Below are 15,501 nucleotides of genomic sequence, written 5' to 3' on the forward strand. Positions count from 1 at the left end.
CATCGACTGTGTCGGGTCAGACCGCTAAAATCTTAATTTCATGGCCGTTAGGCGCGCCGTGTTGCTCATTGCCGATATCGGCGGATACACGCGCTACATGACGTGGAACCGCATGCATCTGGTCCACGCGCAGCAGACGGTGGCAGAGTTGCTCGAAGCGGTGATCGACGCCGGTAACGGTCTCAAGCTGGCCAAGCTGGAGGGCGATGCGGCGTTCTTCTGGGCGCCCGGCGGAAACCCGAAAGTCGTTGTGTGCGAGCGGATAACAACCATGCGGCAAGCCTTCCTGGCGCGGCGGGAAAGGCTCAAGAAAGACATCGCCTGCGACTGCGCGAGCTGTTCGCAACTGGGCAATTTATCGCTCAAGTTCGTCACTCACGAAGGCGACGTCGCCGAACAGAAGGTCAAGCGGCGGGTCGAACTCGCCGGCTTCGATGTCATTCTCGTGCACCGGATGCTGAAGAACCTGGTGCCGGTGCCGGAGTACGTGCTGATGACCGACGTGGTGGCCGCTTGCCTCGATGAGTCGATGCGGAAGCTCTCGATTGCGTTGAACCACGATTTCGAGGGCATCGGCCAAACGGCGACCTACTATATCGATCTCGCCACCTTCGAGGTGCTGCCCGTGGTGGTGGAACGCGGCTTCTTCGCCCGGCTTTCGGCGAAGCTGGGATTCGGGGCGAAGGCGTTGCCCTTCATGCTGGGGGCAAAACAGCCCTGCGCGCAGTTCCACAACATTGATCGCGGCGCACAAGAGCTTCCCGCGTGAGCCGGGCGGCGGGCAGTCGTCGCAGTTCCGAACCCGGATACGATCGGCCGGTGTCGGTGGCGCTGCTTCGCGAGATGTTCGACCGGGTGGTCGTGGCCAAGAACGCTGATCTCTTCGAGCACTACTACGACCCCGACTTCGTGATGTACTCCGACGGGCTGAGTCAGAGTTTCACCGAATTCCGCGACAGCCACCGCAACGTCTATGCCACCGACATCAGCTACGCGGTCGAGTACGACGAGCAGGCGTGGGTGGCGGCCGCCGACAAGGTCGCGGGACGGTTGTGGATTACCACGTCTCGCCCCGGCGAACAGCCGACCCGAATAGAGGTTGTGCTCATCGCCGCGTACCGCAACGGTCGAATCCATCGGATCTGGGAGACGACGTGGCCGAGTTGGCGCAACGTGGCCGCGCTGGAAGCCTACTGACCGGGCATCCCGGCAACGTCATTGCAGCCGGCGCATCAATTCGGCCGCGGCGTGTCGGCCGCTGAGCAAGGCGCCGTGCACGGTGGCGGGATTGTCTTCGCCGACAGCCTCGCCGGCGAGGTAAAGCCGGTCACCGATCGGTTCCTGCAGCCGGCGGCGATCGTCGAGACCGGAGCCCGGCGCGTGAAACGAGTACGAGCCAAGGGCATAGGGATCGACGGTCCAGGTCGACGATTTGACGTCGACGAGCGCGACGTCAGTGCCGAACAACTGCCGGGCGATGGGCAGCGCGGAGGCCATCAACTCACCGGGTGCCGAGGACTCCACGTGCCGGCCGCGGTGACCGGCGTTGAAAGCCAACACGATCGGTCCGGCGGCGGCCGGCAACGTCAGCCATTGCGCCCACATCCCGGTGTCTGCGCCCAGGAATTGGTAGAACGCGTTTTCCAGGTCCCAGGTCCGTTGCGCGAAGCGGAAGTAGCTCTTGGACAGCACGCCAAATCCCAACGCCCGCAAGGAGTGTGCGTGTCCATCCGGAAGCGGCGGATCGAAGGTTATCGCTCCGGCTTGCAGCACGCCGAGCGGAACGGTGAGGATCGCGGCGGGTCCTTCGAAGGACCGGTCACCGGCTCGCACGATCACCGAATTGCCTTGTCGCACCACCGCTGTGACCGCGGTATTGAGGACGACGGGAAGCCCGTCGGCCAGTGAGCGTGGCACGGCATCGTATCCGCTGGTGATGACCACCTGCGGTCCGCCGGTGTACGTGCCTTTGTCGAACGTCGTGGCGGAGAGCTGGTCTGCATCCGCGGCGTACTCGTCTTCGATTTCGGTGTTGACGTAGTAGGCCAATTGGGCGCGTTCGCTATCGGACAACTCGTCGCGCTCCGCCTGGGCGTCGAGGGCGGCGCCCAGACTGCCGCCGTCGACCTCGTCGCGAGCCTGCCCTACCAGCGCCCGCCAGGTTGCCTGGCGGTACTCGACGGGCCCTAGGCGCGGATCGATCACCAGCTTGGCCGCTTGGTTGTAGTCGGTCGGCGCGAATTGCGCCTGTACTTTGCGCGCCAACTCCGCCAGCGGGTTGTTTGTCGTGCCGTGAATCCACGACGCGCCCATTTCCAGTGGCGGACCCCAGTCGCGGGTGGTGTTCACCCGGCCGCCAATCCGATTGCGGGCTTCGATCACTTGCACCGGCCAACCCGCGTCGGCAAGACTGCGGGCCGCGGCCAACCCCGCCATTCCGGCGCCGATGACCAGCACCGCTTGGTGGTCCGGAGGCGCTGTCTTGGCGCACCCGGCCGTTACCCCGGACCCGACGACGCAGCCCAAACCCGCCGTTGCCGCCAAGAACCCCCGGCGGGACATCTGGGACACGATGTCAGCGTCTCACACCCGCGCGATCCGGAAATGTGGGCTGCTCAGCGTCGTTACCAGATCGTGTTCACGCAAATGTGACCGGCCCCACATTACCGTCAGGTAAACTCGGCTGCATCCGGAGGGCGGCGACGAAGCCGCGTTCGAAGGGGGAGCGGCGATGAAGTCCACCCGCGGCAGTGTGCCGAACCAGTTGCCCGATGCGTTGCCGCCCAGTCGCAGCTTGACCGTTCGCGCGGCCGACGGTACTCCGTTGCACACCCAGGTGTTCGGGCCGCCGGACGGCTATCCGATCGTCTTGACGCATGGCTTCGTCTGCTCCATCCGGGTGTGGGCGTATCAGATCGCCGACCTGGCCACCGACTATCGGGTGATCGCTTTCGACCACCGCGGACACGGGAACAGCGGCATTCCGCGGCGCGGCAGTTACACCCTCAAACACCTTGCCTCCGACCTGGATTCGGTGTTGGACGCGACGCTGGCCCCGCACGAGCGGGCGTTGATCGCCGGGCATTCGATGGGCGGGATCACCATCTCGGCCTGGTCGGAACGCTATCGCCACAAGGTACTCCGACGTGCCGACGCGGTCGCCTTGATCAACACGACCACCGGCGACCTGCTCAGCAAGGTGAAGTTGCTGTCGGTGCCACGGGAATTGTCGGCGGCACGAGTACTGGCCGGCCGCGGCTTGATCAACGCGTTCGGGGGATTTCGGATACCGGGCGCGGTCCGGATACCGACCCAGCTCATGGTCGCAATGATGGCCGTCGGGGCCGATGCCCACCCGAGCACCGCGCGGCTGGTCTACGAGCTGTTCACGCAGACCTCACCGGCAGGGCGCGGCGGCTGTGCACGGATGCTCGTGCAGGAACTGGGGCCCCGGCATATCAACCTCGACGGTTTGACGGTGCCGACCCTGGTGATCGGCAGCAAGCGTGACCGGCTGACGCCGATCAGTCAGTCCCGCAAAATTGCCAGTGCCGCACCCAATGTCTTCGATCTCGTCGAGTTGCCGGGCGGCCACTGCTCGATGCTGGAACAGCACCACGAGGTCAACCGCCATTTGCGCACCCTGGCCGAATCGGTCACGCGCAATTCCGCCGTCCGGCGGATCAGCTCATAGCCGTGCGGACACTTCGGTGGCCGCACGGCGACCGGACCTGACGGCGCCCTCCAAATAGCCGGTCCATTCATCCGCGGTTTCCGTGCCGGCCCAGTGAATCGGCCCAACCGGTTCGCGCAGCAACCGCCCGTATTTGGTCCAGGAACCGGGCGGCACCGCGGCGGTGGGACCGCCTGGCGCGAATTGTTCGCTGCCCCAACGGTAGTCGGCGTAGTCGAGAGGCTTGAGCGCTTGGTCGCCGAACAGCGATGCGAAACACCGCAACGTGTCGCGGCGACGCTGCTCGGTGGGCAGCGAGTCGAATGCGCGGGCATCGACGAAACCCATGAGGATGCCCGGCCCGTCGTCATGTGGGCTGACATCGAAGGTGATGAACACCGGGCCGTTGTCGGACAGGGCCTGGCCGGAGAATCCGTTGGCTCGCCAGAACGGCGTGGAATAGGCGGCGTAGGCCTTGCTCAACCGACCCTGCGGCCAATGCCGGGCGAGTTCCAGGTATTGCGGCGGCAGCGGGGGATCGAACTCGATGGCCGCACGGTGTGCGGGCGGGATCGCCACGATGACGAACCCAGCTTCGGCATGTCCCTGATCCGACGTGACGGTCACACCCGCGCCGTGCCGGTCGATGCGACGCACCGGGGCATCCAGCACCACCCGGTTTCCCAGCTCGGCCGCCGCCAGGTCGGCGATCTGCTGGGTGCCGCCCGCGAACCGATCTTGTTGGGCGCCGTTTTCGACGTCCAGGAGCCGGTCCAGGCCGCCGGCCGCGCGCACATAGCGGGTGGCGTGCAGCATGGAGACGTCTTCGGGTTCGCAACCCCAGGTCACCCGGGCCATGATGGCCATCAGGTCGTGTGACGACGCGGTGGCGCGCACCGCGCGCAACCACTGACGCAGTGACACGCCGTCGAGTTGGCGCGCTCGCGGCGCATCCCAGGGCGCCGATATCGGCACGGCGCGGGCAAGCCGCTCAAATTGCCAGCGTAACCGCGCGATGTCGAGCAGTCCGGCCAGCGAAAGCCTCGGGATCGTGCCACTGTACGGGCGCACCGCGCCCCGCCAGTGGATCACGTTCTTGCCGTCGTGGTAGGTCGGGATGGTCGGAACTCGCAGCTCGTCGGCCAGGGCCAGGACCTGGTTTTGCGTGGGTCCGACGAACGTGCCGCCCATGTCCGCCGGTAATCCCGCGACGTTGCCGGTGAGGGATCGGCCGCCGACGCGGTCGCGGCCTTCGAAGACCAGCACGTCATGACCCTGACCGGCCAGGTCGCGGGCTGCCGCCAGTCCGGCGAAGCCGGCACCGACTATGACCACGTCGACAATCCAGCGTGGGTTTGTCACGTCCTCCAGTCAACCGCATTTCGGCGGATCCGTCGGAAAAACCAACACCCCGACGCCGGGTGACTCGAGTGACTGATGTGACCGGGCCCGACTGACTACCGTTGAGCCCCGACAGCCGACAGCACGACATCGGCATTGACGTCGGGGTGCGGTGGCCGGCGCCCCGTTACGGCGCGCTTACGGTGCAACCGTCAGCCAGTCGGCGAACCCCGACGGGTCGTGGCGTCCCAGCGCGCCGTGCTCGTACAAACCCCAGCCCTCTACCGGTTCGGCCTCGCCGTCGCGGCACATCGCACGGCCGACGTGGTCGATGACGCCGAAGCCGGACCGGGCGATGATCGCCGGATCGGTCATGTCGTAGGTCAGCCGCTCGACGAATTTCTCGCCCTTCCACATGCCGTGCAGCCAGTCGGAATCGCCGCCGTAGCCGCCGCCGACGTGGATCGGCACCGGCAGCTTGGACTCCACGTCGAAATGCACCGGGGCGCCGTCGGGTGCCGTCGCGTCGATGGTGGCCCCGGTGGGGATCCGCGTGCCGGAGCGGTAGTGGATTGTGACCCGTGGCCAGCCCAGCTGCTCGACGCGGCCGTCGCGCCACACCCGGGTGCAGTCGTTGAGCGAGCGGAATCCGTTCGGCTCCTCCTGAATGATCAGCACGACCGCGAAAGCGTCGAACGCCATCGGCAGGTACAGCCACCACATTCCCTCGAATGGCGGATCGGCGGGCCGGCCGGCCGGCTCGGGCTCACCGATCGGCCGGATGCCCCAGGACCGGTCGCGGCTGCCGATCCAGGTGGCGGGGTCTACCGCGATCTCTTCGCCGTCGATCGCTATCCGGCCGCTCCAGCTGCCCAGCTGGGCGAACCGTTGCGCATTCAGCGTCACCCGGTTGCCGGACCGCAGTATGTGCGGCTGTTCCCGGACGACGTCGAACAACCCCTGCCAGGTGAGATCGGCTGCGATGCCTTCGGTTTCGTCCAGGACAAGGCGCAGCTTGCGCAGCGGCTCGACGACCTCGATGCGATAGCCGTTGACGTGCTGGCGCAGCCGGTTCTGGTCGATAGCGTCGGAAAGATGTACCGCCGTTTGGGTATCCCCGCGCCTGATTAGCAGGAATGCGTCCTTTACTCCGAGGTTGGGGTAGTAGCCGATACCGCTGATCACAAAGATGTTTCCGGTGCGGTCGTGGGCGTTGAAGTAGGAGCGGTCATAGAAGTTGCGGTCGGAGGAACCCGGCCAGGCGATCGGCTGGGGAAGTTGGTGCACCGGATATTCGTCGAGTGGCCCGATCATCAGTCGTCCTCTCCGATAAGGCGCTTCATCAAAACGGCGTGGTAGAACAGCGATTCGACGTTGTCGGGTCTGTCGATCTCACCGAAGTGAATGCGGCGCGCGCCGGTACGCATGAACACACAGGCCCACATGACACCCGAATACACGTAAAACCAATGCAGGTCGCCAAGTTCGGCGCCGGTAAGGCGCTCATAGGTGGCCCGGACGTCGGCTTCGCGCATCACTTCGGGCAGCCCAGGCAGCGTCGCCAGGGCGGCCAGCTCCTGAAAGACGAGGTGCGCGTAGATCATCCAGGCGACATCGAGTTCGCGGGGACCCAGCGTGACCATTTCCCAGTCCAGCACCGCCACCGGACGAAAGTCGCGATACATGACGTTGCCCACCCGGGCGTCCCCCCACAGGAGCACCGGTTGGCGCGCATCCGCTTCGTGCGGCCAGTTGTCGTCGAGCCAGGCGAACGTCCGCTCCAGCAACGGAGATCGGCCGATGTCGGGTACCGCGAAGTCGTACCAGGCGCGAACCCAGTTGACATGCCTGCGCAGCGCGGTGTCGCCGGGGAAGTCCTTGGCCAGAAATCCAAAGGTGTTCTCGGCGTCGGGGATCGAATGCAGCGTGGCCAGCACTGCCACCGTGGCGTCCTGTAGTTCGCGCTGACGCTCGGCCGCGGCGTCGGCGAACCAGTTGTTGCCGAAGGTGTAGGGCATCACGTCGGGCGGCACCACGCCGTCGACGTAATCCATCAGGAAGAACGGAGTTCCGAGCACGTCCCCGGTGGGCTCGATCCAGCGCACGTTGGGGACCGGGACGTCGGTCAGTTCGCCAACTCGCCGTATCACCTCGAATTGGTGGTCGAGTCGATAGGTGGGGAACACCGGCACATCGGTGGCCGCGGGCGCCACCCGGACCACCAGTTTCTGCTCGATGGGTTGGCCGTCCTGACGCCAGCACGCGGTCACAATGATGGTTTCCGACGACATGCCGGTGGAATCGACGCCGCTTTCCACGCTCACCTGGGGTGCGGCGCCGCCGGGCAACACGGTCGACAGCCATCGCGACATCACCGCCGGCAGGGTGGTGACGTCACGACTCGAGCGCTGCAGGCGGTCGATGTCCCCAATCGCCGGTTCGTTGGTCACAGGTCTTCCTTCCCGCGATAATTACGATACGGTAGGTAGCGTTATGAAAGCAGACCCGTCCTCCCTTGACAAGGCCCCGGGCGCCGGCCGGCCCCGCGACCCGCGCATCGATTCGGCGATCTTGGCGGCGACCGCGGAATTGCTTGTGCAGATCGGCTATTCGAACCTGAGCCTGGCCGCGGTCGCCGAACGTGCCGGGACCACGAAATCGGCGTTGTACCGGCGCTGGTCGAGTAAGGCCGAACTGGTCCACGAGGCAGCATTCCCGGCGGCCCCCACGGCATTGCAGGCTCCGGCCGGCGATATCGCCGCCGACATCGCGATGATGCTCGCCGCCACCCGCGACGTGTTCACCACCCCGGTGGTACGGGCCGCGTTGCCCGGCCTGGTGGCCGATATGACCGCCGATGCCGAGCTCAACGCCCGGGTGATGTCACGGTTCACCGACCTGTTCGTCGCCGTGCGGGCGCGGTTGCGGGAGGCTGTCGAACGCGGTGAGGCGCATCCCGACGTCGACCCGGACCGGTTGATCGAACTGATCGGGGGAGCCACGATGCTGCGAATGCTGCTGCGCCCGGACGAGAAGCTCGACGACACATGGGTGGATCAGACCGCCGCGATCCTGGTGCACGGGGTGACCCGGTGACGCGGCGGCTGGCCGGCCGCGGCGCGCTCGTCACCGGCGCCAGCCGCGGATTGGGCCGTGCCATCGCGTTGGCATTGGCGGCCGAGGGCGCGGCGGTGGCCGTCGCCGGGCGCACCGAGCAGGTGTGGGACGACCGGCTGCCGGGGACCATCGGCGAAACCGTGGCCGATATCGAGGCGGCAGGCGGACGCGCGATCGCGGTGCGGGCCGACCTGACCGAGCGCGACGACGTCGCACGGCTGGTGACCCAAGCGCGAGATGCGTTGGGGCCGATCACGATCCTGGTCAACAATGCGGCGTTCACCGCGCCCGGTCGCCCGCCGGTGCCGGGCGCGCAACCGCACGCCAAGCCGGTCAGGCCGACCGACGGCAAACCCGGCTGGCCCGGTTTCCTCAGTATCCCGTTGGCCGCCTATCGCCGGCACTTCGAGATCTCGGTGTTCGCTGCCTACGAGTTGATGCAACTCGCCTGTCCCGACATGGTCGCGGCGGGTGGCGGCTGGGTCGTCAACATCACCTCGGTGGCCTCCCGGTTACCCGGCGACGGGCCGTATCCGGATCGCAGCGGCGGGGTGCTGCCCGGATACGGCGGAGCCAAGGCGGCGCTCGAGCATCTCACCCAGTGCGCGGCCTTCGATCTCGCCGGCCACAACATCGCGGTCAACGCGCTGGCGCCGTCGAAACCCATCCTCACTCCGGGGTTGGCCTACTACGCCCGGGAATTCGACGACACCGCCCCGGCCGATGAATTCGCCAGGGCGGCAGTGGAATTGGCACTCGTTGACGCCGCCGTGGTCACCGGGCGCACGATCGGGCACCGGGAGGTTCTCGACGGCAGCTTCCGGCCGTTCCGGCCGGGGCAGTAACTTCGGCCGCTGGTGGCGACACGGGTCTTCGACGTGCCAGTATGAAGAAATCCCAGGCCGCAACGGCGGCAGGCAGGTGTGCCAGATGCCCGGTATCGACAAGCCGACAGGACGCGTTGTCGTCCTGATCCTGCTGTTGATCCTGGTCGCCGCTGCCCTGCGTGGCTATCTGCCGGCTGCCGACGGCGGCTCCCGCTCGGAGCCGGGTAGCGGCCGGGCGGCGCTGACGTTCGTGATCGTCGCCCTGAGCGCGAGTGTCGCGCTGATGGCGTTCGCGATGATCGCGCGATTACGCGATCCGCGCGCGGAGGCGCCCAGTGCGGGGACCCTGTCCGAGATGCTCGGCGGCGGCAAGGGACGTCCGAGTTGGCGGGTGCTGCTCATCGGGCTGGGCGTGATCGTGGCCTGGCTGCTGGTCGCGACGCTGCTCGCTCGCCTGGTCGTGCCGCGGGAAGTGGCTTCCTCGCTGCCCTCGGCGGATCAGAGCGCGCCACCGCCGGCGCCCCGCCCCGCGGCGCCGCCGAGGCAGCACCCGCCGGGCAATCCCGGACACACCCTGGAAATCCTGCTCGCGTACACGGTTCCGCTGTTGATCATGATCGTCGTGGCAGCAGCCGTCATGGCACGGCGGCGGTGGCGCGGCGCACCCCCGGCGAGCGTCGCCGCCGACGACGTCGAGTTCCCGGGGCCGGCCGAGGGGTCGGAATTGCTGGCTCGGGCGGCCGAACTGGGATTGGCCGAGATGACCGATCTGGATCGCGAGCCGCGGGAGGCGATCATCGCCTGCTACGCGGCGATGGAGCGGGAGCTCGCCAACGTTCCCGGTGCCGTTCCTCAGGACTTCGACACCCCCACCGAGGTGCTGGCCCGCGCCGTCGCACACGGCGTCCTGCGTGCCGACAACGCCGGACAGCTGGTCAACCTGTTCGCCGAGGCTCGGTTCAGTCCGCACGTGATGAACGAGGGGCACCGCGAACTCGCGGTCCGGGTCCTTCGGCTGGTGCTCGACGAACTGGCGCCCCGCATCCAGCGAGCTGCCTTGTGAAAAAGCTTGTCGTCCTGGGTGTTTGCCTCATCGTCGGAATCGAGCTGCTGGGGTTGATCGTGCAGGATCGCCGGTTCGTGCTCGCGGCTTCCGGTGTGGCGGTGGGCCTGGTGTTGCTCAATGTCCGCCGGGTCCTCGGCCGCGGATCCTCGCCGGCCGTCGAGCCCGAGCACGACGATCTCGGCGACGGATTGCGCCGCTGGCTGTCGAGCACCGAGACCACGATCCGGTGGTCGGAATCCACCCGCGCGGACTGGGACCGGCACTTGCGTCCGATGCTGGCGCGCCGATATGAAATCGCGACCGGTCAACGGCTGGCCAAAGACCCGGCGGCGTTTCACGCCACCGGCCAGATGCTGTTCGGCGCCGAGTTGTGGGAATGGGTCAACCCCAACAACGTCGTGCGTTCCGGTGCGCATCAGCCCGGTCCCGGCCGCGCGGCGCTCGAGGCGATCCTGGAAAAATTCGAGCTGGTATGAGGCTGGTAGGACGAATGTGACTCGATCATGACCCGATCATGAATATGCCGGTTGCGACCACGACGGCCCGCTGCGAGGCGGTGCTCGACGAAATCGAACGCGTCGTGGTGGGCAAACGCGCCGCGCTCACGCTGATCCTCACCGCCGTCCTGGCGCGCGGCCATGTGCTCATCGAGGACCTGCCCGGTCTGGGTAAGACGCTGATCGCACGCTCCTTCGCCGCCGCGCTGGGGCTGGAATTCAAGCGAGTGCAGTTCACGCCTGATCTGCTGCCGGCCGACCTGCTCGGCTCGACGATCTACGACATGCAGTCGGGCCGCTTCGAGTTTCGCCCTGGTCCGATTTTCACCAACCTGCTGATGGCCGACGAGATCAACCGCACGCCGCCGAAAACCCAGGCGGCGTTGCTGGAGGCGATGGCCGAGGGCCAGGTCAGCATCGACGGCAAGACGCACAAGCTGCCCACACCGTTCATCGTGCTGGCCACCGACAACCCGATCGAGTACGAGGGCACCTACCCGCTGCCCGAGGCACAGTTGGATCGGTTCGCGATTCGGCTGGAGCTGCGCTACCTCTCCGAGCGGGACGAGACCGCGATGCTGCGCCGTCGTCTCGACCGCGGGTCGGCCGAACCGACGGTGAACCAGGTCGTCGACCTGCACGACCTGCTGGCGATGCGGGAATCGGTCGAGCAGGTGACCGTCCACGAGGACGTCTTGCACTACGTGGTGTCGCTGGCCACCGCGACGCGGCATCACCCCCAGGTCGCCGTCGGCGCCAGTCCGCGTGCCGAACTCGACCTGGTCCAACTCGCGCGTGCCCGTGCCCTGCTGCTCGGGCGCGATTATGTGATCCCCGAGGACGTCAAGGCGCTGGCCACCGCGTCGATCGCACACCGGATCACGTTGCGTCCGGAGATGTGGGTGCGAAAGGTACAGGGCGCCGACGTCGTCGGAGAACTGTTGCGCCGCTTGCCTGTTCCGCGAACCAATGGGGCGAATGATCCAGACGCGTGAAGTCGAGTTGCGCTGGCGTGCGTCACCGTTGACGCTGGCGATCGCTACCGGTGCGGCAGCGGCGCTGGCGGCTGCCGTCATCGGCGGTCGCTGGCAGCTGATCGCGTTCGCGGCGCCGCTGCTCGGCGTGCTGTGCTCTATCTACTGGCAGCGACCGGTCCCGGCCGTCCAGGTGCTCGGCGAGCCGGATTCGCAGCGCTGCTTCGAGAATGAGCAGGTACACGTCAAGGTTTGGGCCACAACGGATTCCACCGCTCAATCCGGGTCGGAGCCGATCGAGGTGACGGTCTCGGCGCCCACCGGCATGCAGCTCGATGCTCTCCAATCGGATTGCCGCACAGCCAGAATGGTCGCCGCGTCGGCCCCGCGATGGGGTCGCTATCCCATCCGGGCCCGGGTCGACGTGGTCGCACGCGGCGGCTTGCTGACCGGGTCAGGAACCGTCGACGCGGCCGAAATCGTGGTCTTTCCGCTGACACCGCCACAGCCCACGGCGATTCCGCAGACCGAATTGCTCGACCGTCTGGGTGCCCACCTCACCCGGCACATCGGCCCGGGCGTGGAATACGCGGACATTCGCCCCTACGTGCCGGGCGACCAGCTGCGCGCCGTCAATTGGGCGGTCAGCGCGCGGCGTGGCCGATTGCACGTGACGCAGCGGTTGACCGACCGCGCCGCCGACGTGGTCGTGCTCATCGACACCTATCGGCAGCCGCCGGGTCCGGCGACCGAGGCCACCGAGCGAATCGCGCGTGGCGCCGCTCAGGTGGTGCAGACCGCACTGCGCAACGGTGACCGCGCCGGGATCGTCGCGCTGGGGGGCAACCGTCCCCGGTGGCTGGGCGCCGATATCGGCCAGCGCCAGTTCTATCGAGTGCTCGATACCGTGCTGGCCACCGGCGACGGGTTCGAAAGGACTACCGGAACATTGGCGCCGCGTGCTGCCGTTCCGGCCGGGGCGATTGTCATCGCGTTCTCCACCTTGCTCGACACCGAATTCGCGCTGGCACTCATCGACTTGCGCAAACGCGGTCATGTGGTAGTTGCCGTCGACGTTCTCGACGGGTCTCCGTTCGAGGGCGAGCAGGATCCGCTGGTGGTACGGCTGTGGGCGCTGCAGCGCTCCGCGATGTATCGCGACATGGCCACCGTCGGTGTCGACGTGCTGTCCTGGCAAGGGGATCGTCCGTTGGAGCTGTCGATGAGCACCTTGCCCGATCGCCGTCGTCGGGGGCGCGGACAGCTGGCGGGAAGGCACTGACATGGGCGTTTCTGCCCGTCAGGTCGGCAAGCTCAGTCGGGTCGGGTCCTCGTTGTTCGGCCTGCTGATGGTGGCGTCCGCCGTCGTCGGGGCGCACGGGCCGGCCGTCGCCGTCGGGATTGCGGCCGCTCTTGCGGTGGCGGCGGGGATCGCGTTTCGGCCGGCGGCAACGATTGCGGTGCTGCTGTCGGTGTCGGTGTTGGTGATGTCGGATCCGTCGCAGGGGCTTGCCGCACTGTCGGGGTTGTGCGCAGCCGCCTATCTGGTGTGCCGACACGCCATTGGTCTCGTGGTGGGCAGTTTGCCAACGATCGTGTCCGCCGCGGGATTCGCCTTAGCCGGATTGGTCGCGACGTCATTTCCGTTGCAGGTGCCGTGGTTGCCGTTGGTGGCGCCGGTGGCGGTGGTCGCGATCTATGTGCTGGCGACCCGCCCGTTCATCGGCTGAGTGTGAACTGGGTCCATGTTGCTGTCAGCAATAATGTTCAACGAGTTTGACGGAACTCCCCACATTCATGCGGCGATTTTCCTAAAGTCTGCGATAACCGGTGTAGTGCTGTGGACGGTCGCCCGAAGCTCAGGCATCCGTTGCGCGGCCCGGGGAGGAATGCGGTGTGGCGACCGGACGAAAGGACTAGCTGATGAACTTCTTTGTCTTGCCCCCTGAGATCAATTCGCTGCGCATGTTTACCGGCGCGGGGTCTGCACCGATGCTGCAGGCGGCGGCAGCCTGGGACGGGTTGGCCGAGGAGTTGGGCACGGCGGCGCAGTCGTTCACGTCGGTGACCTCGGGGCTGACGGGCCAGGCGTGGCAGGGTGCTGCCGCAGAGGCCATGACCGCCGCGGCAGCGCCATACGCGGGATTCTTGGAGGCGGCCTCGGCACGGGCGGTGGGAGCGTCGGCGTCTGCCAAGGCGGTGGCGAGTGCGTTCGAGGCGGCGCGGTCGGCCATGGTTCATCCGCTCGAGGTGGCCGCGAACCGGAATGCCTTCGTGAAGCTGGTCCTTTCCAATGTGTTTGGTCAGAACGCGCCGTTGATCGCCGCGGCTGAGGGAATCTACGAGGAGATGTGGGCCGCGGATGTGTCCGCGATGGTCGGGTATCACGGTGGGGCGGCGACGGCAGCATCGGCGTTGCAGTCGTGGCAACAGGCGTTGTCCCGGTTGCCGGGCCTGGGTCAGGCGGCGGCGTCGGCCGTGGGTGCGGCGGCCGCGTCACCGGCCGCAGCACCTTTTGGGATTGTGTTGTCCAACACGGGTCTTGGAAACACCGGCGACTGGAACATCGGTGGCGGCAACAAGGGCTCGTTCAACCTGGGCAACGGGAACTTCGGCAGCCTCAACCTTGGCGGCGGAAACATCGGCAACCTCAACTCGGGCAGCGGCAACTTCGGCTTTGCCAACTTCGGCAGCGGAAACACTGGCAACACCAACTTCGGCTGGGGCAACCGGGGCAATCTCAACCTCGGCAGCGGAAACTTCTTCGGTAACGGGAACTTCGGCTTCGGAAATTCCTTCAGCAGCGGAAACCTGGGCAGTGGCAACACCTTTAACCCGTTTGATTTCAGTAGCGGCAACAACTTCGGGGATGCGAACCAAGGCGCATTCAATATAGGTAGCGCCAACATCGGCTCCTCCAACATCGGCTTCGCGAACATCGGCGACAACAACTTCGGTTTCGGCAATAACGGCAACAACAACATCGGCTTCGGGCTCACCGGTGACAACCAGGTCGGCTTCGGCGCGTTCAACACCGGCACCAACAACATGGGCTTCGGGAACTCGGGCAACAACAACATCGGCTTCTTCAACTCCGGTGAAGGGAACTTCGGCTTCTTCAACTCGGGGACCGGCAACTTCGGCTTCGCCAACTCGGGCGACACCAACAGTGGCTTTTGGAACTCCGGTAACACCAACACCGGCATCGGCAATGGTGGCTCCATCAACTTCGGTTTCGGCAATGGGGGCTTCACCAACATGGGCTTCGGAAATTCGGGGGATGCCAATCTGGGCCTGGGTAGCTCAGGGCACGACAACACCGGCGGATTCAGTTCGGGCGGCCTGAATACCGGCTTCTACAACGCGGGCGACGCGAACACGGGCTTCGGCAACTTCGGTGACGTCAATACGGGCCTGTTCAACTCCGGCGACTTCAACACGGCGATTGGCAGTGCGGCCACGCCCGCCGGGGCGACCTCGTCGGGCTTCGGTACCACCGGTACGAACGTGTCGGGCTTCTTCAACAACGGCAACGACACCTCCGGCTTCCAGAACCACGGTGACTCCAGCTCGGGCTTCCAGAACACCGGTGACGGCCAGACGGGCCTGTTCAACTCGGGCAACAACAACACCGGAATCGCAAACTCGGGCACCTTCGTTTACGGCATCGGTAACACGGCCACGCTCGGCTTCAGCTCGGGTCTCTTCCACTCGGGACTTGGCAGCTCCGGTGTCGGGAACTCCGGTGACGGCAGTGCGGGCTTGTTCAACCAGGGCGACAACCAGGCGGGTATCCTCGGTCAGCCCTAACGGAACGGGTATCCGGGTCTCGGTTCCTCGGCTAAAGATGCCGTGGTGCTGCGCCCAAACAGCGAACCCGTTGTAGCGCAACGCAACAAGCGTTTCTGGCGGTCGGCGCACATTCGGCTCTCTTGGTGGCGGTCGCACCCAAGGCACCGGCTCGCCGTGGGCTATCCAGCGCGGTGGCGGAGACCAACTACCGACG

At 66.4% G+C, this 15,501-nt stretch carries 15 protein-coding genes; 11 read left to right on the forward strand and 4 right to left on the reverse strand.

Features of this window, described 5'->3' with window-relative positions; translation table 11 throughout:
• The first annotated feature begins 40 nt into the window (after window positions 1-40).
• Both B4U45_RS21535 and B4U45_RS21540 read left to right on the forward strand, forming a co-directional pair.
• Entirely contained in the window at window positions 41-769 is a 729-nt protein-coding gene (locus tag B4U45_RS21535) for a DUF2652 domain-containing protein (RefSeq protein WP_075548888.1), read from the forward strand.
• Between the two features lie 50 nt (window positions 770-819).
• Window positions 820-1,197 carry an ester cyclase gene (locus B4U45_RS21540; RefSeq protein ID WP_219859584.1) on the forward strand — a complete coding sequence of 126 codons (378 nt, stop codon included), beginning with the start codon at window positions 820-822 and terminating at the stop codon, window positions 1,195-1,197.
• Window positions 1,198-1,215: 18 nt separating this feature from the next.
• On the opposite strand, the gene B4U45_RS21545 is transcribed toward B4U45_RS21540, so the two are convergent.
• Complete coding sequence (locus tag B4U45_RS21545) at window positions 1,216-2,571, reverse strand: flavin monoamine oxidase family protein (RefSeq protein ID WP_167381710.1); 1,356 nt, start codon at window positions 2,569-2,571, stop codon at window positions 1,216-1,218.
• 160 nt (window positions 2,572-2,731) lie between these two features.
• Between B4U45_RS21545 and B4U45_RS21550 the strand changes: the two genes are divergently transcribed.
• A complete protein-coding gene (locus B4U45_RS21550) occupies window positions 2,732-3,694 on the forward strand; it encodes an alpha/beta fold hydrolase (RefSeq protein ID WP_075548887.1) in 963 nt (320 codons plus the stop codon).
• Here B4U45_RS21550 and B4U45_RS21555 read toward each other — a convergent pair.
• The 3 genes from B4U45_RS21555 to B4U45_RS21565 all read right to left on the reverse strand — a co-directional run bounded on the left by B4U45_RS21555 (window position 3,689) and on the right by B4U45_RS21565 (window position 7,464).
• Window positions 3,689-5,035, reverse strand: a complete 1,347-nt coding sequence (locus B4U45_RS21555; protein ID WP_075548886.1) for a flavin monoamine oxidase family protein — start codon at window positions 5,033-5,035, stop codon at window positions 3,689-3,691. The two genes, B4U45_RS21550 and B4U45_RS21555, sit on opposite strands and share 6 nt — an antisense overlap.
• A 177-nt stretch (window positions 5,036-5,212) precedes the next feature.
• Window positions 5,213-6,328 (reverse strand): Rv3169 family protein, encoded by a 1,116-nt coding sequence (locus B4U45_RS21560; protein ID WP_075548885.1) that lies wholly within the window; start codon window positions 6,326-6,328, stop codon window positions 5,213-5,215.
• Window positions 6,328-7,464 carry a phosphotransferase family protein gene (locus B4U45_RS21565; protein ID WP_075548884.1) on the reverse strand — a complete coding sequence of 379 codons (1,137 nt, stop codon included), beginning with the start codon at window positions 7,462-7,464 and terminating at the stop codon, window positions 6,328-6,330. Before B4U45_RS21565 ends, B4U45_RS21560 begins: the two co-directional genes overlap by 1 nt.
• A gap of 43 nt (window positions 7,465-7,507) precedes the next feature.
• Here B4U45_RS21565 and B4U45_RS21570 point away from each other — a divergent pair, with 43 nt between their 5' ends.
• The 8 genes from B4U45_RS21570 (at window position 7,508) to B4U45_RS21605 (ending at window position 15,305) form a co-directional block, all read left to right on the forward strand.
• Window positions 7,508-8,110: a TetR/AcrR family transcriptional regulator gene (locus B4U45_RS21570; RefSeq protein WP_075548883.1), complete on the forward strand. Its 603-nt coding sequence runs from the start codon at window positions 7,508-7,510 to the stop codon at window positions 8,108-8,110.
• A complete protein-coding gene (locus B4U45_RS21575) occupies window positions 8,107-8,976 on the forward strand; it encodes an SDR family NAD(P)-dependent oxidoreductase (protein WP_075548882.1) in 870 nt (289 codons plus the stop codon). The genes B4U45_RS21570 and B4U45_RS21575 overlap by 4 nt, the downstream gene beginning before the upstream one ends.
• A gap of 85 nt (window positions 8,977-9,061) precedes the next feature.
• Window positions 9,062-10,021 (forward strand): DUF4129 domain-containing protein, encoded by a 960-nt coding sequence (locus B4U45_RS21580; protein ID WP_075548881.1) that lies wholly within the window; start codon window positions 9,062-9,064, stop codon window positions 10,019-10,021.
• Entirely contained in the window at window positions 10,018-10,500 is a 483-nt protein-coding gene (locus B4U45_RS21585; protein WP_075548880.1) for a hypothetical protein, read from the forward strand. Before B4U45_RS21580 ends, B4U45_RS21585 begins: the two co-directional genes overlap by 4 nt.
• 38 nt (window positions 10,501-10,538) lie before the next feature.
• The gene (locus B4U45_RS21590) at window positions 10,539-11,516 is read left to right on the forward strand and encodes an AAA family ATPase (RefSeq protein WP_075548879.1); all 978 of its coding nucleotides are present in this window, start codon (window positions 10,539-10,541) and stop codon (window positions 11,514-11,516) included.
• Window positions 11,500-12,777 (forward strand): DUF58 domain-containing protein, encoded by a 1,278-nt coding sequence (locus B4U45_RS21595; protein WP_075548922.1) that lies wholly within the window; start codon window positions 11,500-11,502, stop codon window positions 12,775-12,777. The genes B4U45_RS21590 and B4U45_RS21595 overlap by 17 nt, the downstream gene beginning before the upstream one ends.
• A 1-nt stretch (window position 12,778) precedes the next feature.
• Window positions 12,779-13,225, forward strand: coding sequence for a hypothetical protein (locus B4U45_RS21600; RefSeq protein WP_075548878.1), 447 nt, complete (start codon window positions 12,779-12,781; stop codon window positions 13,223-13,225).
• Window positions 13,226-13,418: 193 nt separating this feature from the next.
• A complete protein-coding gene (locus B4U45_RS21605) occupies window positions 13,419-15,305 on the forward strand; it encodes a PPE family protein (protein ID WP_075548877.1) in 1,887 nt (628 codons plus the stop codon).
• Window positions 15,306-15,501 lie beyond the last annotated feature (196 nt).

This window comes from Mycobacterium persicum, assembly GCF_002086915.1.
GTDB classification, from domain to species: domain Bacteria; phylum Actinomycetota; class Actinomycetes; order Mycobacteriales; family Mycobacteriaceae; genus Mycobacterium; species Mycobacterium persicum.